This is a genomic window from Streptomyces sp. NPDC038200, assembly GCF_055600785.1.
In genome coordinates this window covers 31,662-56,017 of the sequence record NZ_JBVJYH010000020.1, presented here as the reverse complement: position 1 = coordinate 56,017, position 24,356 = coordinate 31,662, and the positions used below count along the sequence as shown (strand labels likewise).

Genomic DNA, 24,356 nt, shown 5'->3' with positions numbered 1-24,356 from the left:
TCGGAAGAATCGTGGAGAACCTGATCGCGCTGCTCATCGCGGCGCCCCTGCTCGGAGCGGCCGTCCTGCTGGTCGGCGGCCGGCGCCTCGACCGCGTCGGCCACTGGGTCGGCACGCTCCTGTCGGCCGCCTCCTTCGTGTTCGGCCTGATCCTCTTCGCCGACCTGCTCGGCAGGGGAGCCGAACACCGCACGCTCGTCCAGCACCTGTTCAGCTGGGTCCCGGTGGCCGGCTTCCAGGCGGACGTCACCTTCCGCCTCGACCAGCTGTCGATGACGTTCGTGCTGCTCATCACGGGCGTCGGCTCGCTGATCCACCTGTACTCGGTCGGGTACATGGAGCACGACGAGCGCCGCCGCCGCTTCTTCGGCTACCTGAACCTGTTCCTCGCGGCGATGCTGCTGCTCGTCCTCGCCGACAACTACCTGCTGCTGTACGTCGGCTGGGAGGGCGTCGGTCTCGCCTCGTACCTGCTGATCGGCTTCTGGCAGCACAAGCCCAGCGCCGCCACGGCCGCGAAGAAGGCCTTCCTCGTCAACCGCGTCGGCGACATGGGCCTGTCGATCGCGATCATGCTGATGTTCACCACCTTCGGCAGCTTCGCCTTCGGCCCGGTCCTCGGCCACACCGGTGACGCCTCCGAGGGCAAGCTCACCGCGATCGGCCTGATGCTGCTGCTCGCCGCCTGCGGCAAGTCCGCCCAGGTGCCGCTGCAGTCCTGGCTCGGGGACGCCATGGAGGGCCCGACCCCGGTCTCGGCCCTGATCCACGCGGCGACGATGGTGACCGCGGGCGTCTACCTGATCGTGCGCTCCGGCGCCCTCTTCAACGCGGCCCCCGACGCCCAGCTGGCCGTCACCGTCGTCGGCGCGGTCACGCTGCTGTTCGGTGCGATCGTCGGTTGCGCCAAGGACGACATCAAGAAGGCACTGGCCGGTTCGACCATGTCGCAGATCGGCTACATGGTCCTCGCGGCCGGACTCGGCCCCATCGGCTACGTCTTCGCGATCATGCACCTGGTGACGCACGGCTTCTTCAAGGCCGGGCTGTTCCTCGGCGCCGGTTCCGTGATGCACGGCATGAACGACGAGGTCGACATGCGCCGCTACGGCGGCCTGCGCACGTACATGCCGATCACGTTCATCACGTTCGGCCTCGGTTACCTCGCCATCATCGGCTTCCCGGGACTGTCCGGCTTCTTCTCCAAGGACAAGATCATCGAGGCGGCGTTCGCCAAGGGCGGCACCGAGGGCTGGATCCTCGGCGGCGCGGCCCTGCTGGGCGCGGCCATCACCGCCTTCTACATGACGCGCGTGATGCTGATGACGTTCTTCGGCGAGGAGCGCTGGAGGAACCAACCCACTCGTTCCCCGGAGGCACCGAGCGCCGAGCCCGCCGCCGAGACCCGCGGCGAGCACACCGAACCGCACCCGCACGAGTCCCCGAAGGTCATGACGATCCCCATGATCGTGCTGGCCGTCGGCTCCGTCTTCGGCGGTGCCTTCTTCAGCATCGGCGACCGCTTCCTGCACTGGCTGGAGCCCGTCACCGGCCACAGCGAGGGCGACTCTCCGCTCAGCGCCGCCACCGTCACCGGCGCGACCATGGTCTGCCTGGTCATCGGTGTCGCCATCGCCTGGGCCCAGTACGGACGCAAGCCCGTCCCGGCCGTCGCACCGCGCGGCTCGCTCCTCACCCGCGCGGCCCGCCGCGACCTGCTCCAGGACGACTTCAACCACGTGGTCCTGGTGCGCGGCGGCGAGCACCTGACGCGCTCCCTGGTCTACGTCGACCACACCCTGGTCGACGGCGTCGTCAACGGCACGGCCGCCGGCTTCGGCGGCCTGTCCGGACGACTGCGCCGGCTCCAGAACGGCTTCGTCCGCTCCTACGCGGTCTCGATGTTCGGCGGCGCGGCACTCCTGGTCGCCGCGACCCTGCTGATGAGGGCGGTCTGATACCGATGTCCTTTCCTCTGCTGACAGCGACGGCGGCGCTCCCGGCCCTCGGGGCCGTCGCCACGGCCGCCGTACCGGCCGCCCGGCGCACCGCCGCCAAATGGCTGGCGCTGGTCGCCTCCCTCGCCACACTCGCCCTGGCGGTCACCGTCCTGGTCCGCTTCGACCCGGACGGCGCCCGCTACCAGCTCACCGAATCCCACGCCTGGATCCAGGACTTCGGGGTCCGGTACGAGCTGGGCGTGGACGGCATCGCGGTGGCGCTGATCGCGCTGACCGCCGTACTGATCCCGTTCATCGTCCTCGCGGGCTGGCACGACGCCGACCCGCTGGAGACCGGAAGCCGCCGCTGGCGCCCCACCCAGGGCTTCTTCGCGCTGATCCTCGCCGTCGAGGCGATGGTGATCATCTCGTTCGAGGCCACCGACGTCTTCGTCTTCTACATCTTCTTCGAAGCCATGCTCATCCCGATGTACTTCCTCATCGGCGGCTTCGGGGACCGTGCCCATGAGCACGGCGAGGAGACGGCGGCCACGCAGCGGTCGTACGCCGCGGTCAAGTTCCTGCTGTACAACCTGGTCGGCGGCCTCATCATGCTGGCCGCCGTGATCGGTCTCTACGTGGTGGCCGGGAACTTCAGCCTCCAGGAGATCGCCGAGGCCCGCGCGAACGGCTCCCTCCACATGGCGACCAGCACCGAACGCTGGCTGTTCCTGGGCTTCTTCTTCGCCTTCGCGGTGAAGGCGCCGCTGTGGCCGCTGCACACCTGGCTGCCCAACGCCATGCAGGAGGCCACCGCCCCCGTCGCCGTCCTCATCACCGCGGTCGTCGACAAGGTGGGCACATTCGCGATGCTCCGCTTCTGCCTCCAGCTGTTCCCGGAGGCCAGCAAGTGGGCGACGCCCGTCATCCTCGTACTGGCGCTCATCAGCATCGTCTACGGAGCGCTGCTCGCCGTCGGCCAGCGGGACATCAAGCGCCTGGTGGCGTACGCGTCGATCTCGCACTTCGGCTTCATCGTCATGGGCATCTTCGCGATGACCAGCCAGGGCCAGTCCGGCGCCACGCTCTACATGGTCAACCACGGCATCTCCACGGCCGCGCTGATGCTGGTCGCCGGATTCCTCATCTCCCGGCGCGGCTCCCGGCTCATCGCCGACTACGGAGGCGTGCAGAAGGTCGCCCCGGTGCTCGCCGGCACCTTCCTGATCGGCGGCCTCGCCACCCTCTCGCTGCCGGGCCTGGCCCCGTTCGTGAGCGAGTTCCTGGTCCTGGTGGGCACGTTCACGCGGTACCCGGTGATCGGCATCATCGCCACCTTCGGCATCGTCCTCGCCGCGCTGTACGTCCTCGTCCTGTACCAGCGGACGATGACCGGCCCGGTGAAACCCGAGGTCTCGGCGATGCCCGACCTCCGCGCGCGCGAGCTGGTGGTCGTCGCCCCGCTGATCGTGCTGCTGATCTTCCTGGGCGTCTACCCGAAGCCCGTCACGGACATCGTCAATCCGGCGGTCAAACAGACCATGTCCGACGTACACAAGACCGACCCCAAGCCCGAGGTGGAGGCGGCCAAGTGAGCGCAGCAGCCGTCCACAGCCTGTGGACAACCGCGGCCGAACCGATCTCGAAGATCGACGCGCCGAAGATCGAATACGGACAATTGTCGCCGACGCTGATCGTCATCGGCGCAGCGCTGGTCGGAGTGCTCATCGAGGCGTTCGTGCCGCGCAAGTCCCGCTACTACGCGCAGGTGTTCGTCTCCGCCGTCGCCCTGTGCGCCGCGTTCGCCGCGGTCGTCGCGCTCGCGGCCGACGGGTACGGCACCACGAAGGCGCACATCGCGGCCATGGGCGCGATCGCGGTCGACGGCCCGGCCCTCTTCCTGCAGGGCACGATCCTGCTGGCCGGCCTGGTCGGCCTCTTCACCTTCGCCGAGCGGCGACTGGACCCGGAGACACACGGCAACCGGGTCGACTCCTTCGCCGCGCAGGCCGCCTCCGTGCCCGGCAGCGACAGCGAGAAAGCCGCGGTGAAAGCGGGCTTCACCACCACCGAGGTCTTCCCGCTGCTCCTCTTCGCCATCGGCGGCATGCTGATCTTTCCCTCGGCCAACGACCTGCTGACGCTGTTCGTGGCCCTGGAGGTCTTCTCCCTCCCGCTGTACCTGCTGTGCGCGGTGGCCCGCCGCAAGCGCCTGATGTCGCAGGAGGCCGCGGTCAAGTACTTCCTGCTGGGCGCGTTCGCCTCGGCCTTCACGCTCTTCGGCATCGCGCTGCTGTACGGCTACGCGGGCTCGGTGTCGTACGCGCGCATCGCCCAGGTGGTCGACGGCACCGTCACCGACGTCGACCCCGCCCTGGCCAACACCATGGGCAACGACGTGCTCCTCCTGATCGGCGGCGCCATGCTCGTCATGGGCCTGCTGTTCAAGGTGGGCGCGGTGCCCTTCCACATGTGGACGCCCGACGTCTACCAGGGCGCGCCCACCCCCGTGACCGGCTTCATGGCGGCGGCGACCAAGGTGGCCGCGTTCGGCGCGCTGCTGCGTCTGCTCTACGTCGTCCTGCCCGGGCTGCGCTGGGACTGGCGGCCGGTCATGTGGGCCGTGGCGATCATCACCATGCTGGGCGGTGCGATCGTCGCCATCACCCAGACCGACATCAAGCGGCTGCTGGCCTACTCGTCCATCGCGCACGCGGGCTTCATCCTCGCCGGTGTCATCGCCACGTCGAAGGACGGCGTGTCGTCGGTCCTCTTCTACCTGGCCGGCTACTCCTTCGTGACGATCGGTGCCTTCGCGGTGGTCACGCTGGTCCGCGACGCGGGCGGCGAGGCGACCCACCTGTCCAAGTGGGCGGGCCTCGGCCGCCGCTCGCCCCTGGTGGCGGCCGTGTTCGCGGTGTTCCTGCTGGCCTTCGCCGGCATCCCGCTGACCTCCGGGTTCGCCGGGAAGTTCGCCGTGTTCAAGGCGGCCGCGGACGGCGGCGCGGCCCCGCTCGTGGTGGTCGGTGTGATCTCCTCGGCGATCGCCGCGTTCTTCTACATCCGCGTGATCGTGCTGATGTTCTTCAGCGAACCGAAGGCCGAAGGCCCGACCGTCGCCGTGCCCTCCCCGCTGACCATGCTGGCGATCGGCGTGGGCGTGGCGGTGACACTGGTCCTCGGTGTGGCGCCGCAGTACTTCCTCGACCTGGCGGGCCAGGCGGGAGTCTTCGTGCGCTGACTTCCTTCTCCGGCGGGCCGCTGCCCGGCACCCCCGTCCACCGGGGTGCCGGGCAGCGGTCTTTCCAGGTCACCGACCCCGGGGACGCCCGCGGCGCCTCCGCATCCGGGTGCCGCTCGTCACCTCATGTGACCGAGAGGCGACGTCGCGGAACGGCAAAGCCTGTGGATAACTCCGAGGCTGTCGGTGCGGACCCCTATCGTGGAGGCAGCGGTCGAGAGACGACACACGGGGGACCGGCGGGGGACAGGACGATGAGCGTGACGGGCGGAATCAGCGAGATGCCACAAGTGACCGAGGGGCCGGGCGCGGCCGACAGCGAGGCGCTGGCCACGCTGCACCGGGTCTTCGGATACGACTCCTTCCGGGGCGAGCAGCAGGCGATCATCGAGCACGTGGTGGCGGGCGGCGACGCCCTCGTCCTCATGCCCACCGGCGGCGGCAAGTCGCTGTGCTACCAGATCCCGGCCCTGGTCCGGCCCGGCACCGGCGTGGTGATCTCCCCGCTGATCGCCCTCATGCAGGACCAGGTGGACGCCCTGCGCGCCCTCGGCGTCCGCGCCGGCTTCGTCAACTCCACGCAGGGCTTCGACGAGCGGCGCACGGTCGAGGCCGAGTTCCTGGCCGGCGAACTGGACCTGCTCTACCTGGCCCCCGAGCGGCTCCGCCTGGACTCCACGCTGGACCTGCTCTCCCGCGGCAAGATCTCCGTCTTCGCGATCGACGAGGCGCACTGCGTGTCCCAGTGGGGCCACGACTTCCGCCCCGACTACCTCGCTCTGTCCCTGCTCGGCGAGCGCTGGCCGGACGTCCCGCGGATCGCTCTCACCGCCACGGCCACCCACGCCACCCACCAGGAGATCACCCAGCGGCTCAACCTGCCGACGGCCCGCCACTTCGTCGCCAGCTTCGACCGGCCCAACATCCAGTACCGGATCGTGCCCAAGGCCGACCCGAAGAAGCAGCTGCTCGCCTTCCTCCGGGAGGAGCACCCGGGCGACGCCGGCATCGTGTACTGCCTCTCGCGCAACTCGGTGGAGCGTACGGCGGAGTTCCTCACCGCCAACGGCATCGACGCAGTGCCGTACCACGCGGGCCTGGAGGCGGCGACCCGCGCGGCGCACCAGTCCCGGTTCCTGCGCGAGGACGGCCTGGTCGTGGTGGCGACCATCGCCTTCGGCATGGGCATCGACAAGCCGGACGTCCGCTTCGTCGCCCACCTCGACCTGCCCAAGTCGATCGAGGGCTACTACCAGGAGACCGGCCGGGCGGGCCGCGACGGCCTGCCGTCCACGGCCTGGATGGCGTACGGCCTGAACGACGTCATACAGCAGCGCAAACTGATCCAGTCCGGTGAGGGCGACGAGGCGTTCCGCCGCCGGGCCGCCGCCCACCTCGACGCCATGCTCGCGCTGTGCGAGACCGCCCGCTGCCGCCGCGGCCAGCTGCTCGCCTACTTCGGCCAGGACCCCGACGCCACCGCGGGCTGCGGCAACTGCGACACCTGCCTCACCCCGCCGGAGACCTGGGACGGCACGGTCGCCGCGCAGAAGGCGCTGTCCACGGTGGTGCGGCTGCAGCGCGAACGCGGGCAGAAGTTCGGCGCGATGCAGATCGTCGACATCCTGCTCGGCAAGCGCACCGCCAAGGTGATCCAGTTCGACCACGACCAGCTGTCCGTCTTCGGCATCGGCCAGGACCTCACCGACGGCGAGTGGCGGGGCGTGATCCGGCAGCTGCTGGCACAGGGGCTGCTCGCGGTCGAAGGGGAGTACGGCACGCTGGTGCTCACCGAGGCGAGCGGCGCGGTGCTGCGCAGGGAGCGCGAGGTGCCGTTGCGCAAGGAACCGAAGAAGCCGGCCGCCTCCCGGTCGCGGTCCGCCGGTGCCTCCGGAGGCACCGGCAAGGCCAAGGCCGCCGTGGCGGAACTGCCCGACGAGCTGCTCCCCGCCTTCGAGGCGCTGCGGGCCTGGCGTGCCGAGCAGGCCCGGGAACAGGGCGTCCCGGCGTACGTCATCTTCCACGACGCCACCCTCCGGGAGATCGTGACCCGGCGGCCCGGTTCGGTGCGGGACCTGGGCACGGTGAGCGGCGTCGGCGAGAAGAAGCTGGCGACGTACGGGGAAGGGGTGATCCAGGTACTGGCCTCTCTGGACGGAGCGGCACCGGCCGCCGACGCCGCCGCCGACGTGCCGGACGCCGACTGGCCCGAGCCCGCGGACGAGCCCGAGCCCGACGACTGGATATAGCCCGGCACGACCCGGCGCGGTGCGGGACTCACCACCCCCGCGCCGCGTAGGCCCGGACGTCCGCGTCCGAGTCGGCCGTGGCCGTGGCGAGGGCCGCGCGGGCCTCCGCCGAGGTCCGGTGCCGGCCCAAGGCCAGCACCGCCGCCTTGCGTACGTCGGCGTTCGGATCGGCCAGGGCCTTGGCGAGGGCGGGCACGGCCGCCTCGGCGGATGCGGCCGACAGCGCGGTCGCGGCACCGGACCGCACCTGCCAGGCCGGATCGGACAGGGCCGCCACGATCCGGGAGACGAGCGGCGGCGGGCAGCCGGTGGCCGCCAGCGCACCGAACGCGGCGCCGCGGACCAGCGCGTCACCGTCCCCGGTGAGCCGGTCCAGGGTGACGGTGAGCAGGTCCCGGTCGGAGGCGTCGAGAGACGCCGAGCCGACGGTGGCCAGGGCCTTGGCGACGGTGACCCGGACCTCCCGGGAGGGATCGTCCGCCGCACCCGCCAGGGGCCCGACCGCGTCCACCGAGACGAGCGCCCGTACGGCCTCCGTCCGGACCGCGACGTCGGGGTCGGCCAGCGCCGCCGCGAACACCCCGGACTCACCGAGCCGCAGCGCCCGCAGCACATCCAGGGCGGCGGCACGGACCACCGGGTCGTCCTGGGCGAGCGCACCGGTGAGGGCGGCGCCCAGGGCGGGATCGGGCGGCAGCGTCTCGACGAGCTCGCGCAGTGAGGCCGCGGCACTCGCACGGACCTCGGCATCGGGGTCGGCGAGCGCACCGGCGAGGGCCTGCCCGGTGCCGGGCGGCACGGTCTCGGTCAGCACCGAGACCGCCGTACGGCGGACCGCGGGATCCGGATCCGCCAGGTACGGGTCGATCGACGCGAGTTCGGGTTCGGCCTCGGCCAGCCCCAGCAGCTCCAGCAGCCGGGGCGAGGCGGAGCCCAGGGCGTCGGTCCGGCCGGCGGAGTCGGCGGCACGCGCGGACGTGGGCCCCGCGGCCACCGGCGCCACCTCGCGCGGCCCGGCCGTGGCCACGTCCTCGGGACGGACCTCGCCCAGCTGCCGGGAGGGACCGCCGACAGGCGTGAACTCCTCCACCGGCACCAGATAGGGAGCCACGGGCCGCGCCGTGAACTCCATCGCACCCGAGGGGGACTTGTGCAGATCGAGATGGTGGAACCAGGAGACGTCGTCGCGACCGGGATGGTCGAGACGCTCGTGATAGAGGCCCCAGCGGGACTCGGTACGGGCCAAGGAGGCGCGGGCGGCCATCTCCGCGCAGTCACGGATGAAGGTGACCTCGGCGCAGCGCATCAGCTCGTGCGGGGTGTGCGCACCCATCGCGGCGATGTCGGCACGCATCCGCTCGAACGCCTCCAGCGCGAGGGAGAGCCGCGCACCGGACTTCGGCGGTGCCACGTAGTCGTTCACGAAACGGCGCAGCTTGTACTCGACCTGGGTCTGCGGCGGGCCGTCCGGGTGACGCAGCGGGCGGTAGATCAGCTCGTGCGCCTCGCGCACCTGGTCCGCGGGAAGCTCACCGGCGTACGCCGTGTACTGGGCGGCGTCCGCGCCCGCCAGGTCGCCGAAGACGAACGCGCCGATCATGTAGTTGTGCGGGACGCAGGCGAGGTCACCGGCGGCGTACAGACGGGGGACGGTCGTGCGCGCGTGGTCGTCGACACGGACCCCGGAAGCCGAGTGACCGCCGCACAGGCCGATCTCGGAGATGTGCATCTCGATGTCATGGGTGCGGTAGTCGTGCCCGCGGCCGGCGTGGAAGGTGCCGCGGGTCGGCCGCTCGGTGGAGTGCAGGATGGACTCCAGGGCGGAGACCGACTCCTCGGGCAGATGGCTGAGCTTGAGGTAGACCGGCCCGCGGTCGCTGGCGACCTCGGCGGCGAACTCGGCCATCATCTGACCGGACCAGTAGTCGGAGTCGACGAAGCGCTCACCGTGCCGGTTGACCTGGTACCCGCCGAAGGGGTTGGCGACGTAGGCGCAGGCCGGCCCGTTGTAGTCCTTGATCAACGGATTGATCTGGAAGCACTCGATACCCGTCAGCTCGGCGCCCGCGTGGTACGCCATGGCGTACCCGTCGCCGGCGTTGGTGGGGTTCTCGTAGGTGCCGTAGAGGTATCCGGAGGCGGGCAGCCCGAGCCGGCCGCAGGCGCCGGTCGCGAGGATCACCGCGCCCGCGCGGACGGTGACGAACGCGCCCGTACGGGTGTTGAAGCCGACAGCGCCCACGGCCCGCCCCTCGGCGGTGAGGACCCGCACCGGCATCACCCGGTTCTCGATACGGATCCGCTCCCGCATCTCGCGCCGCCGCAACTGCCGGTACAGGACCTTTTTGACGTCCTTGCCCTCTGGCATCGGCAGTACGTACGAGCCGGAGCGATGGACCTGGCGGACCGCGTACTCGCCGTGCTCGTCCTTCTCGAACTTGACCCCGTACGACTCCAGCCGCTGCACCATCGCGAACCCGCGCGTGGCGGTCTGGCGGACGGTGGACTGGTCGACGATGCCGTCGTTCGCGCGGGTGATCTCGGCGACGTAGTCGTCGGGTTCGGCACGGCCGGGGACGACCGCGTTGTTGACGCCGTCCATGCCCATGGCGAGCGCGCCGGAGTGCCGGACGTGGGCCTTCTCCAGCAGCAGGACGTCCGCGCCGCGCTCGGCGGCGGTCAGCGCGGCCATGGTGCCGGCGGTGCCGCCGCCGATGACGAGGACGTCGCAGGTCAGCTCCTCGGCGTCGGTGACGGCGGGAATCTCCAGGGAAGTGGGCGCGGGGGTGGTCACCGGGATGCCTTTCAGGAGCCGAGCGAGGAGAGGACGGCGCGGCGCAGCGCCACACGGGCCGGGTCGTCGAGGGCAGCACGGTCACGGGGCCGCGGCACCTCGCGTACGGCGGACACGCGCCCGGAGCCGAGCAGGGCCACCCGGTCGCCGAGGAAGAGGGCCTCGTCCACGTCGTGCGTGACGAACACGACGCTCGCGCCCGTGCCGCGCAACACCTCCACCAGCAGGTCCTGCATGCCGGAGCGGGTCTGCGCGTCGAGGGCGCCGAAGGGCTCGTCCATGAGGACCGCGCGTGGACTGTCGGCCAAGGCACGGGCCAACTGGGCGCGCTGGCGCTGCCCGCCGGACACCCGGTGCGGCAACTGCCCGGCCTGCGCGGTGAGGCCGACCCGCGCCAGCCACGACGCCGCCCGGGACCGCCGCTCCGCGCGCGGTACGCCCCTGATGGCGAGCGGGAGTTCGACGTTTCCGCGCAAGGTCCGCCAGGGCAGCAGCGCGTCTTCCTGGAAGACGAGCGCGCGATCAGCCGACGGCCCGGTCAGCGGGCCGCCGTCCACTTCGACCGTGCCGCCCAGCGGCGGCAGCAGTCCGGCGAGCGTGCGCAGCAGCGTGGACTTGCCGCAGCCGGAGGGGCCGACGACGGTGAGGATCTCGCCGGGGGCGACCTCCAGGTCGACGTCGTCGAGGACCGGCGCGTCCGGGCGGCCGAGGGCGGCGGAGCGGAAGGCGAGCCGGGTGCCCCGGGGCGTCTTTGGTGCCGGCGCGGCGGGAGCGGTGACGGTCTCAGACGAGGTGCTCATCGCGGGCCTCCTCGGGGTCGTTCTGGCCCTGCTGCTCGGACTGGGCCTGCTTCTCGGGCTCGCCGTCGGGGCGAGCGGGGGCGGTGACCGGCCGGGGTGCGCGGGTACGGCCTGCGGGGACGTACGAGGTGCGGGGCAGCCAGTGGGTCAGCCGGCGGCCGAGGAGTTCCACGGCCGTCGAGGTGATCCAGCCGAGCACGCCGATCGTGACCATGCCGACGAAGACGCCCGGGTAGTCGACCACCGTGTAGTCCTGCCAGGTGCGGTAGCCGACCCCGTACTGGCCGGAGATCATCTCGGCGGAGATCACGCAGATCCACGACACGCCGATGCCCACCGACAGCCCGCCGAAGATGCCGGGCAGGGCGCCCGGCAGCACGACCGAGCCCAGGATCCGGAACCTGCCGCCGCCCATGGTGCGCACCGCCTCCTCCCAGACCGGGGTCAGCGCGCGGACCGCGTGCCGGGTGGAGACCAGCACGGGGAAGAAGGCGGCGGTGCAGGTGATGAAGACGATGCCCTGTTCGTTCGAGGGGAACAGGAGGATCGCGACCGGGACGAGGGCGATCGCCGGGATGGGGCGGACGACCTCCAGCACCGGGCCGAGCAGGTCCTCGGCCAGGCGGGAGCGGGCCACGAGCACGCCCGTCGCCACGCCGAGGACGGCCGCCAGCGCGAAGCCGCTCAGGATGCGGGTGAGGCTGTCGGTGAGGTCGGTCCAGTAGTCGTCGCCGGACAGCCGCTCGGCGAAGGCGTGGGCCACGTCGGTGACCGTCGGGAACTGCGAGAAACGCAGCCACAGGTCGACGTCCTGGCTGGTCAGCAGCTGCCACAGCCCGAGAGCGGCGGCCAGGGACGCCACCCGCAGGGCATACCGGGACAGGGGCTGCCGGATCATGAGGCCCGCCCCAGTGCCTCGCGGTACGACACCGTACGAGCACCGGTGTGGGCGGAGACGTAGTCCCGCGCGGTGGCCGGCGCGACGAAGGGCAGCAGCTGGTCGCCGTCGGCCACCCAGACCGCCTTGTCCGCGAACCAGAGGGTGCCGGTGGTGGCGTCGGGGACGTAGGCGGCGCGGATGCCGTCGGGGTGCGCGGCGAGGTGGGCCAGCAGTTGCTTCGGGGACGTGAAGGAGAGGGTCTTCTCGCTGCCCCGGGGCCACACCTCGCTCGCGGCCGGCGGGGGCGACGCGGTGAGCCGCTTGGCGTACGACGTGCCGAGGGCCTTCTTCACGTACCGGTCGTCGACGAACGAGTCCACGTCCACGTCACCGGTCAGCTGGGCGGCCTTCAGCACGGACACGTCCTGCTTCAGGGCGGAGACGAGCTGGGGCCGGAGCGCCGGGTCGAAGGTGGCGATGCCGTGAGCGCCGTTGTACAGGTAGACGGCCTCGGCGGGCAGGCCGGTGGCCTTGGCGACCTTCTCGGCGGCGGTGACGGGGTGGCGGTCGAGGTAGTCCGTCGCCTGGGCCTGGGCCTTGAGGAAGGCGGTCAGGACGGCCGGGTGCTGCCGGGTGAAGTCCTCGCGGGCGGTGACGCCGTGGAAGGTCGGCAGGTTCAGCTGGGCGCCGTCGTACAGCGCCTTCGCCTTGCCCTGGTAGGCGAGCAGGCCCGGCCAGGCGACGAACTGGGACAGCGCGTCCACGCTGCCGGCGGACAGTGCGGAAGCACCCACCGCGGGCTGCTGGTTGAGCTTGGAGATCCCTTTTTCCGGGTCGATGCCGGCGCGCTGGAGGGCCCGTACCAGGGTGCCGTCGGCGGCCGAGCCCACACTCGTGGAGACCTTCTTGCCCTTGAGGTCCTTCAGGGACGTGAGCTGGGAGTCCGGCGCGGTGACGATGGTGTTGAGGCCGCCGCGCAGGTTGTAACCGGTGACGGAGACCAGGTGGGTGGGGCGGCCGAGTTGCTTGCCGCGGGCCGCGTTGAGCAGCAGCGGGAAGTCCCCCATCGAGCCGATGTCGATCTTTCCGGCGGTCATCTGGGCGGTGATCGGGGCGCCGGTGGCGTAGTCCTGCCAGTCGACCTTGTAGGTGTGGCCGTCGTGCAGGGAGTCGAGCTGCTTCTCGAAGTAGCCGAGAGAGCGCAGCAGGGTGCCCGCGGTGACGGTGTTGATGGTCTTGGACTGGTAGCCGACGGTGACGGTGACCGTTGAGCTGCTGCCCGCCTCGGCGCTGCCGCCGCAGGCGGACAGCGGCAGCAGAAGTGTGGCGGCGGACAGGGCGACTGCCGTGCGTTTCATGATGGTGGTACCTCTCACCGCAGCAGGTAGGGCATGTTGACCGTGACGGCTCCGGTGGGGCAGCGCGCCGCGCACGGGCCGCAGTACCAGCACTCGTCGACGTGCATGTACGCCTTGCCGCTGCTCTCGTCGATGGCGAGGGAGTCCAGCGGGCACATGTCCACGCAGAGGGTGCAGCCGTCGATGCACTTCGACTCGTCGATGGTCACGGGCACGTCGGCCCGCTGGGGCGCCAAGGGCATGGCTGTCTCCAGGAAACGTGCAGGCAGGGGTGGTTACGACCGGTGCAGCAGGCCGCTCATGGTGATGCGGTCGCCGCGGAAGCGGATGAACTCCAGGTCGACGGGGCGGCCGTCGGCCAGGTGCGTGAGGCGCTCCAGCATCAGTACGGCGGCGCCACGCGGGGCCTGGAGCACGGCCGCGGAGTGGGCGTCCGCGTTCACCGCCTCCAGGGTGATCTCGGCGTGGCCGAGAGGCTGGCCGGTGATGGCTTCCAGGAGCCGGAAGACATCGGTGTTCTCGAGGTCGGCGCCGAGCAGGGCGGTGCCGATGTCGAGCGGGATGTAGGTGAGGTCGAGGGAGAGCGGGAGGCCGTTCAGGCGGCGCAGGCGTTCGATGTAGAGGACGTCGGCGCCGGCCGGTACGCGGAGGCGTTCGGCCACGGGGGCGGGTGCGGGGGCGGGGCCCATGGTGCGGACCTCGTTGGTGACGCGGCCGTGTTCGCGGAGGGTTTCCGCGAGGCCCATCAGACGGTCGAGCCCGTGCGGGTATTTCCGGGCGACGACGACGGTGCCGACTCCGGGCAGCCGGTCCACCAGGCCTTCGGCCCTGAGCAGGTCCAGGGCCTGGCGGACGGTGTTGCGGGAGGCGCGGTAGTCGGCGGCGAGGGTGGACTCGTGGGGGAGGGTGCCGTCCTGGAAGGCGCCGGTCAGGATCTGGCGGCGCAGCAGGTCGGCGAGTTGCCGGGCCCGGTCCGCTCGCAGCCGTCGCCTCGCGCGGTGGGCGGCGACGGTGGTCGCGGCGCCCTGCCCGGCGTGGTCTCGGGGGCGGTCGGTGGGTGGCATGGCTGGAACCATACCCATGGGGTAGGGAATGGCGTGTTGCTGGAGTGTTGCGCCAGCTGAGGGCCCTGTGAGCGGGCCGCTGAGCTGGGCTTTCATACGTCGCCGGGCAAGATCTGCCACCCGGCGGGGCTGTCAGGACAGGGCCGTCAGGCCTGGCGCGAAAGTGATCAGCAGCGGCAGCAGCGGCACCAGAGCGGCCACGGTCGTCGTCAGTGCCCGGTGCCGGCGCAGCAGCCGCGGCGGCGGCTCCAGCAGGCGGTCCACGCGCTCGCCGAGGAGGCGGCGGCTGGAGTCGCAGGAGAGGACACCCCGGTGCTGGTTCAGCTCGATCAGGGCGAGGGCCGTGGTGAGGTGCCCGCAGCGCCGGGACGCCGTGTCGTCGGCGGCCAGCTCGACCAGGCGGTGCGTCTGGTCGCAGAAGTGGGCGAAGAGCGGTACGCGCGGGAAGCCCGTGGCGAGTGCGGTGGACAGGTGGAGCAGCCAGTCGTGGTGGGCGCGGGCGTGTCCGCGCTCGTGGGTGAGGACGGCGTCCAGCTGGAGGTCGGTGAGGCGGTGCAGCGCCCCCGTGGTGACGACCAGTTGCGGCGGGTGGCCCGGCATCCACCAGGCGTCCGGGTACTCGTCCTCCAGTACCAGCATCGGCCCGCGTGCCGCCGGCAGTCCGGCCGGCAGCTCGGGGGCTCGCTCGCGCAGGTGTGCCCGGGCCTGGCCGCGGCTGCGGCGGGCCTCGACGAGTTCCCGGGCCAGCATCGCCGTCGTCCAGGCGGCCCCGCAGGCCAGCAGTACGGTGAGCGCGGCGGCCCACACCGGTGCGGTGGACAGGTCGTACGCGGCGGTGACGGCGGGCGGCGCGGGGGCGAACACGTGGTCGCGGACGGTGTGGAAGACGGCCGCCGCGCCCAGGACCAGCGCGGTCAGGCAGCACAGCAGGACGGTGGCGACCAGGCACTGCCACACCCACAGGGCGACCACGGGGTCCCGTTCGGGCCAGGCGGCCCGGGTCAGTGCGCGGGGCGCCGGCACGGCGGCCGTCAGGGCGACGACGCTCAGCAGGAGCAGGCAGACGGTCATGCCGGGGCTCCGGTTCCTGGTCGGAGAGGTGTGCGGGTGTCGGTGGTGCCGGTGCACGCGGCGCACGGGAGCGCGTCGCGCGCGATGTGTGGTGCGTGTCCTTGTCAGTATGACGAAGACGGCGGTGCGAGTCAGGTGCCGGCGGCGATCCGGGGGGCCGCGGCACGCGCGCGTGGGCGGCTCTCGCCGCGTCACACGCGCGTACCCGTACCCGTGCCCGGGGCGGTGTCGCCTCGGCCGCGGCTCAGCCGGCCACGACGCGCCCGCTGACCTCGCCCAGTCCGACCCGGTGGCCGTCGGCGCCGGGGGCCCATGCGGACAGGGTCACCACGTCACCGTCCTCCAGGAAGGTCCGCTTGCCGTCGGGGAGTTCGAGCGGGTCGCGGCCGTTCCAGGTCAGTTCCAGCAGCGACCCGCGCTGGTTCTCGGCCGGGCCGCTCACCGTGCCGGAGCCGTACAGGTCGCCCGTGCGCAGCGAGGCGCCGTTCACCGTCATGTGGGCGAGCTGCTGGGCGGCGGTCCAGTACATGGTGGAGAACGGCGGCTCGGCGACCACATGGCCGTTGATCGCGACGGAGATGCGGAGGTCGTAGCCGCCGGATTCCGCGCCGGGCGCGGCGTCGTCCAGGTAGGGCAGCAGGGGGTGCGTGCGCTCCGGAGGGGTCACACGTGCGTGTTCCAGTGCCTCCAGCGGGGTGATCCACGCCGACACCGAGGTCGCGAAGGACTTGCCGAGGAACGGGCCGAGGGGGACGTACTCCCAGGCCTGGATGTCGCGTGCGGACCAGTCGTTCAGCAGGCACAGGCCGAAGACGTGGTCCCGGAAGCCGTCGAGCGGGACCGGGCTGCCCAGCGGGGACGGCACGCCCACGACGAAGCCCACCTCGGCCTCGATGTCCATCCGGATCGACGGGCCGAAGACGGGTGCGGGGTCGTCCGGGCCCTTGCGCTGCCCGGACGGCCGTACGACGTCCGTGCCCGAGACGACGACCGTGCCGGAGCGGCCGTGGTAGCCGATCGGCAGGTGCTTCCAGTTGGGGGTGAGGGAGTCCGCGGCGTCGGGGCGGAAGATCTGGCCGACGTTGCGGGCGTGGTTCTCGGAGGCGTAGAAGTCGACGTAGTCCGCCACCTCGAAGGGGAGGTGCAGGGTCACCTCGGACAGGGGGTGGAACAGCGGCTCGACCGTTTCGCGGTGGGCCGGGTCCGTGACCCAGGAGGTGAGGGCGCGCCGTACGTCCGACCAGGTGGTGGGGCCGGCGGCCAGCAGGGGGTTGAGCGTGGGCCGCGCGAGCAGCTCGTGGTGGGGCGAGCCGAGCGCGGCGGCCGCGGCGCCCGCGTCGAGGACGTGGTTCCCGAGCCGGACACCGATCCTCCGCTCCGTGCTGCCGGAGGGCGAGAACACGCCATAGGGGAGGTTGTGCGGACCGAAGGGGTCGCCCTCGGGGACGTCGAAGGGGGGCATGGGGTACTGCCTCGCTCTCATCCGGGCCATGCATGGCGCTGCGTTCCATGTGGTCGCGCCACACGTTACGGCCGACCCGCGTGTCTTGGGCAGTGCCGCACGATCTGCTCGAAAGGTTGCTCGCACGATGTCTAAAGAGTTCGCAATGTCCGGATACGCCTTGTCGGAGGCGGCAATTCCGGCTTAGCGTCCTTTGGGGACACGGACGGGGTGGGTCCGTTCCAATGGGGGACACGTGGGGGGACCCGTGGCCGGAAACACCGTCAGCGTGCCCGTGGACGCCGACCGCGACGTACCGGGACTGATCGTCAAGTTCGGTGACTACCCGCTGCACCACGGAGGTGTGGGAGCGATCCGCAGCCTGGGCCGCCTGGGCGTGCCCATGTATGCCGTCACCGAGGACCCGTACACGCCGGCGGCCTCCTCGCGCTACCTGAAGAAGGCGTTCGTGTGGCCGACGACCGGCGCGGAGGACCCCGGCCGGCTGGTCGAGGGCCTGCTGCGCATCGGCCGGCGGATCGGCCGTCCGGCCGTCCTGATCCCGACGGACGAGGAGGCCGCCGTCCTGATCGCCGAGCACCAGGGCGACCTGGCCGGATCCTTTCTCTTTCCGCGCGTGGATCCCGTACTGCCCCGACGGCTGGCCAGCAAGCAGGGGCTGCACGAACTGTGCGTCGAGCACGGCGTCGCCAGCCCCACGGCCGCGTTCCCCCGGTCGTACGAGGAGATCGTGGCCTTCGCCGACACGGCCCGCTTCCCGGTGGTGGCCAAGAACCGCGAGGCGTTCGTCCGGCGCCGGCGGCCCGCCGTGAACGGCACCACGAAGATCGGCACACGCGCGGGGCTGCTCGGCCTGGCCCGCGACTGGGGCGACGAGCCCGGCGTGATCCTCCAGGAGTACCTGCCCCGCGAGGACGCCGAGGACTGGATCGTGCACGCCTGCTTCGACCAGGACTCCAGCCCGCTCACGCTGTTCACCGGCGTCAAGGTCCGCTCCTGGCCGCCGCACGCCGGCATGACGGCGAACGCGTACGTCGTCGACAACCCGGAACTCGCCGACCTCGCCGCTCGTTTCATCAAACAGATCGGCTTCAGCGGGATCATCGACCTCGACCTGCGCTTCGACCGGCGTGACGGGCAGTACAAGCTCCTCGACTTCAATCCGCGCATGGGCGCCCAGTTCCGGCTCTTCGAGAACGAGTCGGGCGTGGACGTCGTCCGTGCGATGCACCTGCACCTGACCGGGCGCCCTGTACCGGAGGGGGAACAGCGCGCCGGACACCGCTACATCGTGGAGAACATCGACCTGGCGGCCCTTCTCGCCTACCGCCGCAGCGGCTACACGACACCGCACGCGCCGGCGAGGGCGAGCGGGACGGAACTGGCCTGGTTCGCGGGTGACGACCCGCTGCCGTTCCTCACGATGCTCGCCCGCTTCGCGCGCCCGGGCGCGAAGCACCTCTACCAGCTGTGGCGGACCACCCGCCGCGGCGGCAGCACCAGCACGGAGTAGGCAAGGCCACGACAGCGTGGCGCACCGCGTCCTGGGGAGGGACTTCGTGATCCGACCGGTTGCAGTCATCGGGGCCGGGCCGTTCGGCCTGTCCACCGCCGCGCATCTGCGGGCGCGCGGCATTTCCGTTCGCGTCTTCGGCGACCCCATGGTGAGCTGGCGGGAGAACATGCCCCAGGGCATGCTCCTCAAGTCGACGCCTGTCGCCTCGAACCTCGACTGCCCCCAGCCCGGCCACACCCTCGCCGACTACTGCGACGCGGCCGGGATCCGCCGCCTGGTGACCGACGAGGACATCATCCCGGTGGAGACCTTCATCGGCTACGGCGAGTGGTACCAGCGGAAACTGGTCCCCGACCTGGAGCAGGTGCGGGTCGTCTCCGTCGACCGCGACACGCACGGCGGCTTCGAACTGAAGCTGGACTCCGGGGAGCTGTTCACCGCGCGCGCGGTCGTCGTCGCCACCGGACTGTCCGGGCTGGCCCACCTGCCGGCCGAGCTGGCGCCGGCGGCGGCCGACGGCCCCGCCCCGGCCGGCCCGGTCTCGCACAGCTCCCAGCACCACGACCTCGGCCGGTTCACCGGCAAGGAACTGATCGTCATCGGCGCCGGCCAGTCCGCGCTGGAGACGGCGGCGCTCGCGGCGGAGGCGGGCGCACGCGTGCGCGTGGTGGCGCGCGGGCGGGGGCGGGTCGCCTTCGGCGCCCCGCCCTGGAAGCAGCCGAGGCTGCGTCCCGAGTCCCCGTTCGGCCGTGCCTGGTCGCTGTGGGCGCTCTCCTATCACCCGCACCCGTACCGCCTGCTGCCCGAGGCCACCCGCCACTATCTGGTCCGCCGGGTCCTCGGGCCGCTCGGCGCCTGGTGGCTGCGCGAGCGCTTCGAGGGCGCTGTGCAGGTGCGGGAGGTGGAGCGGGTGGTGGGTGCCGAGACCCGGGACGGCGGCCCCGTGCTCACGGTGCGCACCCATGCCGGCCGGACCGAGCGGCTCACCGCCGACCATGTCATCGCCGCCACCGGTTACCGCGTCGACATCGCGGCGATGGACTTCCTCGGCCACGAGCTGCGCACCCGGCTCGCGGTGAGCCGCGGCACCCCCCGGCTCGGCCCCGGCTACGTCTCCTCCGTGCCGGGCCTGTACTTCACGGGTCTGCCGGCGGCGTCGTCGTACGGGCCGGTGATGCGTTTCGTCTGCGGTACGGAGTTCGCCTCCCCACGGCTCGCGGCACACCTGGCCGCGGCCCACGGCTGAGCCCCGGCCGCGCGCGGGGACCGAGCGGATCGCCATCAAGGCTTCGGAGGGCCCCACTTGGGGCCGGGCAGCACGTAAGTGCGTGCAACGACAGATGAGTCGGCGCGGCGCGGTGTCCGTATTCTCTGATCATGGCACCCACCCCCGCATACGCACTGATCGCCACCGACCTGGACGGGACGCTGCTGCGTGGCGACGACACCGTCTCCGAACGGTCGCTCGCCGCGCTCGCGCGGGTGGCGCGTGCGGGTGCCCGGCACCTGGTGGTCACGGGCCGCCCGGCTCCGCGGGTCCGGCCCCTGCTCGCGCACCTCGGCTGCACCGGACTCGCGGTGTGCGGACAGGGAGCGCAGGTCTACGACGCGGGCGCCGACCGCCTGCTGTGGTCGGTCCGGCTGGACCGGGAGCTGGCCGAGACCGCGCTCGGCAAGATCGAGGCGGAGGTGGGGCAGGTCTACGCGGCGGTCGACCAGGACGGTGTGGACGGGCTCACGCTCATCGAGCCCGGCTACCGGATGCCTCATCCGACGCTGCCCGCGGTGCGGGTCGAGCGCCGGGACGATCTGTGGTGCGCGCCCATCAGCAAGGTGCTGCTGCGGCATGCCGACCTGTCCGACGACGAGTTGGCGGCGGTGGCGCGCGCGGCGGTGGGCTCGCTGGCGACGGTCACCATGTCGGGGCCGGGCACCGTGGAGCTCCAGCCGAGCGGGGTGACGAAGGCGACCGGGCTGGCGCTGGCCGCCGAACGGCTGCGGATCGGCGCCGAACAGGCGCTGGCCTTCGGTGACATGCCCAACGACATCCCGATGTTCGACTGGGCGGGGCACGGCGTCGCCATGGCCAACGCTCATCCCGAACTGAAGGCGGTCGCGGACGAGGTCACCTTGTCGAACGAGGACGACGGCATCGCCGTCGTCCTCGAAAGACTGTTCCCGAGCGGCTGACCGGGACGTCGGCCGGCTGACCGGGACGTCAGGCAGGCCTGCCGCGACCGGCCGGTCAGTAGGCGCCGAACACGTTGTCGATCGACCCGTACCGCGCGGCCGCGTAGTTGCAGGCGGCGGTGATGTTCGCGACCGGGTCGTAGATGTCGAACGAGGTGCCGGCCACGTGGTAGGCGTTGAACGTCGGGTCGATGACCTGGAGCAGGCCCTTGGACGGGATGCCCTTGGCGGCGTTGGAGTCCCAGAGGTTGATGGCGGCCGGGTTGCCGGAGGACTCGCGTATGACGTTGCGGTAGATGCCGTTGTAGGTACCCGGGATCTTCTTCTCGGCCATGATCGCGAGGGACTCGCGGATCCAGCCGTCGAGGTTGTTCGGGTATCCGGCGGGGGTGGTGGCGGCCGTGGTGGCGCTGGGGGCCGCGGAGGCGGTGGTCGCGCCGATGAGCGGCAGGACGAGGACGGCGGCGCCGGTGCCGGCGGCGACGAGAGTACGGACGAGGCGGCTGTTCCGGGTACGGCGGTGCTGAGCGGCAGCAGGCATGGGGAAGTTCCTCTCCGGCGCCTACGAGGTGAGCTGTCGGGTTCGGGCGGGGAGGTGCCCGGCCGTGCCTCGGGGAGGCACGGCTTCACCCCGAGCCGTTCCGGTGCGGCGTGTGCCGTCCGGTGCAGCGACTTACCTGGGTCCCCCGCTCCTGCCGTACGAATGAGTTCGTCGATGGGTATGCGGGCGGCGGCAGGATTAGGCGTCCGCCCGACGGCCGGAACGTATGCGAGAGCACATGTCGGGAACAAGTACTGGATTCATACAACGTGCCTTTTGGTCATGATCGACGCGGTATGAGGTGCTTGATCCTTTGCGGTTGCCAACTCTCAACTCGCCGACGGCGCAAGGGGTCCCGGGGGTCCGGTGGACGGGGTGCGCGCGGAGGGCGCGTGACCCAACTCACGAAATAGCAAAACATTTCAAATCAGACATGGGGGATTAAGGGGATTCATGTCTGAAGTCCGAGTGGTGGTGGAACCAGGGGTGTGGTGCCTGTTGTTGCATGGGCGGCCGACAGGGAAAGCGAGAGGGTGGAGAGGTCGCGACACAGCGTTCGGATTACTGTTAAGTCGATAAATGTCCGGTATTACCATGTGATCAAAACCATGCCGGTCATGCTGCGATACCGCCCAGGCTGGACCGGTGGGCGCTATCGGTGATCGAAACAGGACCGGATACGCTGACTTGAGTGATGGCAGCGACCTATCGACAAACCGTGTAATCGCCAGCAGACACCAGCAGACAGGAGACCCCTCGTGACCGTCGTCGGGCCGTTCGGGCTGAGCGTGCGGGACCAGGCTCTGGAAGCCGATGTCCAGGCCGGATTGGCGGCAGTCGAGGAAGGCTTGCTCGATGCCACCAAGAGCGAGGTCCCGTTCATCACGGAGGCCGCCCAGCACCTCGTACGGGCCGGCGGGAAGCGGTTCCGGCCACTGCTCGTGATGCTCGCGGCCCAGTTCGGCGACCCCTACGCGCCGGGCATCGTGCCGTCGGCCGTGGTCGTGGAGCTGACCCACCTGGCCACGCTGTACCACGACGACGTCATGGACGAGGCCGCCGTGCGGCGCGGCGTGGACAGCGCCAACACCCGCTGGGGCAACTCCGTCGCGGTCCTCACCGGTGACTTCCTCTTCGCCCGAGCCTCCCAGATCCTCGCCGACCTCGGCCCCGAGGCGGTCCGGGTGCAGGCCCTGGCGTTCGAACGGCTGGTGACCGGCCAGATCCTGGAGACCGCGGGTCCCTCGGACGGACGCGACCCGGTCGAGCACTACCTGGACGTGCTCGGCGGAAAGACGGGCTCCCTGGTGGCGGTGTCGTGCCGGTTCGGCGCGATGATGTCCGGCGCCGACGAGACGGTGGTCGACGTCCTCACCCAGTACGGCGAACGGCTCGGGGTCGCCTTCCAGCTCGCGGACGACGTGCTGGACATCGCCTCCGACTCCCACGAGTCCGGCAAGACCCCGGGCACGGACCTGCGCGAGGGCATCCCCACCCTGCCGGTGCTCCGGCTGCGCGAGCGGGCCGCCCGGCTGGGGCTGGCCGAGGACCTCGCGCTGTGCGAGCTGCTGGACTCCGACCTCAGCGACGACGCCCGGCTCGCCGAGGCACTGGCCGGCCTGCGGGCCCACCCCGCGCTGGAGCAGGCCCGCCGGGACACCGTCCGGTACGCGGAGGAGGCACGGGCCGCGCTGGCGCCGCTCCGGGAATGCGACGCCAAGGCGGCGCTGCTGGAGCTGTGCGACGCGGTGGTGCACCGGGCCGGCTGACCCGGCCCGACACCCGTACGGCGGTGTCCTCCCGCCCGACCCCTACGGGTCGGTGGAGATACGGCCGCCGCATGTCATACCGCAGGCGTACACGCAGTTGCCTCCGAGGGCTGACGCTTCCTCACGGCCGATTTGGTCAGATGGGAACCACGGAAATCACCACTCCTCACCGATTCGGGTGAGAATGGCGGCTCAGGTGGACCAGCGTGAGGACAGCTGCCGCCGACGACGGAGGTAAGGCACACATGGCACCGTACGAATCCGACGACGCAGTGGGCGCCGCGCGGGACGAGGAGACGCGTTCCGGCCGGCGCAGGGCCGCGCGGTACGCCGTTCCGGTCGCGGTGGTGGGGGTGGCGGCGGCCACGATCGGGCTGGTCCCGGCGCTCGCCGACTCCGGTGACCCCGACCTGCCGAAGATCAGCGCACAGCAGCTCATCGAGAAGATCGCCAAGTCGGACGTGCAGCAGCTGTCCGGCACCGTGAAGATCAGCACCGACCTCGGCCTGCCGAACCTCGGCGGCCTGGAGAGCGGCATGCTCGGCGGGGCCGGCCAGGGCTCCGGCGACGGCTCCTCCGCCGACCCGCAGGCCAAGCTCACCGAGCTGGTCTCCGGCACGCACACCCTGCGCGTCGCCGCCGACGGCCCGGACCGGCAGAAGGTGTCGCTGCTGGAGAGCGGCGCCGAGTACAGCCTGATCCACGACGGCAAGGACGTCTGGGGCTACGACAGCAAGAGCAACGAGGTCTACCACTCCACCGCGGCCGGCTCCGGCAAGGACCGCACGGCCGAGCCGCCCGCCACCCCCAAGGACTTCGCCGACGAGGCTCTGAAGTCGGTGGACGACACCACGTCCGTCACCGTCGACGGCACCGCGCAGGTCGCCGGACGCGACGCCTACAAGCTGCTGATCAAGCCCAAGCAGTCCGGGACCACGGTCGGCGCGATCAGCATCGCCGTGGACGCCGAGACGGGCCAGCCGCTGAAGTTCACGCTGACCCCGAAGAGCGGCGGCGCCGCCGTGGTCGACGCGGGCTTCACTCAGGTCTCCTTCGCCCGCCCGGCCGCCTCCACCTTCGACTTCACCCCGCCCAAGGGCGCGAAGGTGACCGAGGAGAAGGACACGGCCGGGAAGCCCCAGCACACCCCGAAGCACGGTGAGGACTTCGCCGAGGGCCTGACCGGGCTGAACGTCCTCGGCAAGGGCTGGACGTCCATAGCCACCTTCGACACCGGTGCCGAGGGCGGCCTGCCGACCGGCTCCCAGAGCGGCGACCTCGGCGGCTTCCTCGGCTCGCTCGGCGACCAGGTCTCCGGGAAGTTCGGCAAGGGCACGGTCTTCTCCACCCGCCTGGTCAACGCCCTGATCACCGACGACGGCAAGGTCTACGCCGGCGCCGTGACCAAGGACGCCCTGGTGAAGGCGGCCGACGCCGGGAAGTGACCCCGCCCGGGAACTACACGGAGTGACGGGCCGTTG

18 protein-coding genes and 1 riboswitch are annotated in these 24,356 nt (G+C 71.4%); of the genes, 9 read left to right on the top strand and 9 right to left on the bottom strand.

From position 1 onward, the window contains the following. The first annotated feature begins 11 nt into the window (after window positions 1-11). The 4 genes from nuoL to recQ all read left to right on the top strand — a co-directional run bounded on the left by nuoL (window position 12) and on the right by recQ (window position 7,430). Window positions 12-1,958 (top strand): NADH-quinone oxidoreductase subunit L, encoded by a 1,947-nt coding sequence (gene nuoL, locus ACZ7KF_RS32205; protein ID WP_471082942.1) that lies wholly within the window; start codon window positions 12-14, stop codon window positions 1,956-1,958. Between the two features lie 5 nt (window positions 1,959-1,963). Next, entirely contained in the window at window positions 1,964-3,535 is a 1,572-nt protein-coding gene (locus ACZ7KF_RS32200; RefSeq protein ID WP_471082939.1) for an NADH-quinone oxidoreductase subunit M, read from the top strand. Beyond that, window positions 3,532-5,181: an NADH-quinone oxidoreductase subunit NuoN gene (gene nuoN / locus ACZ7KF_RS32195; protein ID WP_471082936.1), complete on the top strand. Its 1,650-nt coding sequence runs from the start codon at window positions 3,532-3,534 to the stop codon at window positions 5,179-5,181. The genes ACZ7KF_RS32200 and nuoN overlap by 4 nt, the downstream gene beginning before the upstream one ends. A gap of 254 nt (window positions 5,182-5,435) precedes the next feature. Then, window positions 5,436-7,430 carry a DNA helicase RecQ gene (recQ, locus tag ACZ7KF_RS32190; RefSeq protein WP_471082933.1) on the top strand — a complete coding sequence of 665 codons (1,995 nt, stop codon included), beginning with the start codon at window positions 5,436-5,438 and terminating at the stop codon, window positions 7,428-7,430. A 28-nt stretch (window positions 7,431-7,458) separates the two neighbouring features. On the opposite strand, the gene ACZ7KF_RS32185 is transcribed toward recQ, so the two are convergent. From ACZ7KF_RS32185 to fahA, 8 genes are all read right to left on the bottom strand, one after another. After that, window positions 7,459-10,224: a fumarate reductase/succinate dehydrogenase flavoprotein subunit gene (locus ACZ7KF_RS32185; RefSeq protein ID WP_471082930.1), complete on the bottom strand. Its 2,766-nt coding sequence runs from the start codon at window positions 10,222-10,224 to the stop codon at window positions 7,459-7,461. A gap of 11 nt (window positions 10,225-10,235) precedes the next feature. After that, a complete protein-coding gene (locus ACZ7KF_RS32180; protein WP_471082928.1) occupies window positions 10,236-11,024 on the bottom strand; it encodes an ABC transporter ATP-binding protein in 789 nt (262 codons plus the stop codon). Beyond that, window positions 11,008-11,922, bottom strand: a complete 915-nt coding sequence (locus ACZ7KF_RS32175) for an ABC transporter permease (protein WP_471082925.1) — start codon at window positions 11,920-11,922, stop codon at window positions 11,008-11,010. Before ACZ7KF_RS32175 ends, ACZ7KF_RS32180 begins: the two co-directional genes overlap by 17 nt. Then, window positions 11,919-13,262, bottom strand: a complete 1,344-nt coding sequence (locus ACZ7KF_RS32170; protein ID WP_471082922.1) for an ABC transporter substrate-binding protein — start codon at window positions 13,260-13,262, stop codon at window positions 11,919-11,921. Before ACZ7KF_RS32170 ends, ACZ7KF_RS32175 begins: the two co-directional genes overlap by 4 nt. Before the next feature lie 14 nt (window positions 13,263-13,276). Then, window positions 13,277-13,504 carry a 4Fe-4S dicluster domain-containing protein gene (locus ACZ7KF_RS32165; RefSeq protein WP_030347217.1) on the bottom strand — a complete coding sequence of 76 codons (228 nt, stop codon included), beginning with the start codon at window positions 13,502-13,504 and terminating at the stop codon, window positions 13,277-13,279. Between the two features lie 33 nt (window positions 13,505-13,537). Beyond that, entirely contained in the window at window positions 13,538-14,326 is a 789-nt protein-coding gene (locus ACZ7KF_RS32160; protein ID WP_471082919.1) for a GntR family transcriptional regulator, read from the bottom strand. Between the two features lie 132 nt (window positions 14,327-14,458). Next, window positions 14,459-15,397: a M56 family metallopeptidase gene (locus ACZ7KF_RS32155; RefSeq protein WP_471082916.1), complete on the bottom strand. Its 939-nt coding sequence runs from the start codon at window positions 15,395-15,397 to the stop codon at window positions 14,459-14,461. A gap of 244 nt (window positions 15,398-15,641) precedes the next feature. Next, a complete protein-coding gene (gene fahA / locus ACZ7KF_RS32150; RefSeq protein WP_471082913.1) occupies window positions 15,642-16,859 on the bottom strand; it encodes a fumarylacetoacetase in 1,218 nt (405 codons plus the stop codon). A 268-nt stretch (window positions 16,860-17,127) separates the two neighbouring features. On the opposite strand from fahA, the gene ACZ7KF_RS32145 reads away from it, so the two are divergent. From ACZ7KF_RS32145 to ACZ7KF_RS32135, 3 genes are all read left to right on the top strand, one after another. Then, window positions 17,128-18,372 carry a carboxylate--amine ligase gene (locus ACZ7KF_RS32145; protein WP_471083250.1) on the top strand — a complete coding sequence of 415 codons (1,245 nt, stop codon included), beginning with the start codon at window positions 17,128-17,130 and terminating at the stop codon, window positions 18,370-18,372. A gap of 46 nt (window positions 18,373-18,418) precedes the next feature. Beyond that, on the top strand, window positions 18,419-19,621 hold the full coding sequence (locus ACZ7KF_RS32140; RefSeq protein ID WP_471082910.1) for an FAD-dependent oxidoreductase: 1,203 nt from the start codon (window positions 18,419-18,421) through the stop codon (window positions 19,619-19,621). A 131-nt stretch (window positions 19,622-19,752) separates the two neighbouring features. Further along, window positions 19,753-20,565 (top strand): HAD family hydrolase, encoded by an 813-nt coding sequence (locus ACZ7KF_RS32135; RefSeq protein ID WP_471082907.1) that lies wholly within the window; start codon window positions 19,753-19,755, stop codon window positions 20,563-20,565. Window positions 20,566-20,620: 55 nt separating this feature from the next. On the opposite strand, the gene ACZ7KF_RS32130 is transcribed toward ACZ7KF_RS32135, so the two are convergent. Further along, entirely contained in the window at window positions 20,621-21,106 is a 486-nt protein-coding gene (locus ACZ7KF_RS32130; protein ID WP_471082904.1) for a transglycosylase SLT domain-containing protein, read from the bottom strand. A 3-nt stretch (window positions 21,107-21,109) separates the two neighbouring features. Further along, window positions 21,110-21,290, bottom strand: a riboswitch (cyclic di-AMP (ydaO/yuaA leader). A 574-nt stretch (window positions 21,291-21,864) separates the two neighbouring features. On the opposite strand from ACZ7KF_RS32130, the gene ACZ7KF_RS32125 reads away from it, so the two are divergent. After that, the gene (locus ACZ7KF_RS32125; RefSeq protein ID WP_471082901.1) at window positions 21,865-22,875 is read left to right on the top strand and encodes a polyprenyl synthetase family protein; all 1,011 of its coding nucleotides are present in this window, start codon (window positions 21,865-21,867) and stop codon (window positions 22,873-22,875) included. A gap of 245 nt (window positions 22,876-23,120) precedes the next feature. Continuing rightward, window positions 23,121-24,320, top strand: a complete 1,200-nt coding sequence (locus tag ACZ7KF_RS32120) for a LolA family protein (RefSeq protein WP_471082899.1) — start codon at window positions 23,121-23,123, stop codon at window positions 24,318-24,320. The last annotated feature ends 36 nt before the right edge of the window (window positions 24,321-24,356 follow it).

What these genes read in the sequence shown, in the direction of transcription:
- ACZ7KF_RS32200 (WP_471082939.1), top strand. Translation starts at nt 1,964, where the DNA reads ATGTCCTTTCCTCTGCTGACAGCGACGGCGGCGCTCCCGGCCCTCGGG.
- recQ (WP_471082933.1), top strand. Translation starts at nt 5,436, where the DNA reads ATGAGCGTGACGGGCGGAATCAGCGAGATGCCACAAGTGACCGAGGGG.
- ACZ7KF_RS32180 (WP_471082928.1), bottom strand. Translation starts at nt 11,024, where the DNA reads ATGAGCACCTCGTCTGAGACCGTCACCGCTCCCGCCGCGCCGGCACCA.
- ACZ7KF_RS32175 (WP_471082925.1), bottom strand. Translation starts at nt 11,922, where the DNA reads ATGATCCGGCAGCCCCTGTCCCGGTATGCCCTGCGGGTGGCGTCCCTG.
- ACZ7KF_RS32170 (WP_471082922.1), bottom strand. Translation starts at nt 13,262, where the DNA reads ATGAAACGCACGGCAGTCGCCCTGTCCGCCGCCACACTTCTGCTGCCG.
- ACZ7KF_RS32165 (WP_030347217.1), bottom strand. Translation starts at nt 13,504, where the DNA reads ATGCCCTTGGCGCCCCAGCGGGCCGACGTGCCCGTGACCATCGACGAG.
- ACZ7KF_RS32160 (WP_471082919.1), bottom strand. Translation starts at nt 14,326, where the DNA reads ATGCCACCCACCGACCGCCCCCGAGACCACGCCGGGCAGGGCGCCGCG.
- ACZ7KF_RS32155 (WP_471082916.1), bottom strand. Translation starts at nt 15,397, where the DNA reads ATGACCGTCTGCCTGCTCCTGCTGAGCGTCGTCGCCCTGACGGCCGCC.
- fahA (WP_471082913.1), bottom strand. Translation starts at nt 16,859, where the DNA reads ATGCCCCCCTTCGACGTCCCCGAGGGCGACCCCTTCGGTCCGCACAAC.
- ACZ7KF_RS32135 (WP_471082907.1), top strand. Translation starts at nt 19,753, where the DNA reads ATGGCACCCACCCCCGCATACGCACTGATCGCCACCGACCTGGACGGG.
- ACZ7KF_RS32130 (WP_471082904.1), bottom strand. Translation starts at nt 21,106, where the DNA reads ATGCCTGCTGCCGCTCAGCACCGCCGTACCCGGAACAGCCGCCTCGTC.
- ACZ7KF_RS32120 (WP_471082899.1), top strand. Translation starts at nt 23,121, where the DNA reads ATGGCACCGTACGAATCCGACGACGCAGTGGGCGCCGCGCGGGACGAG.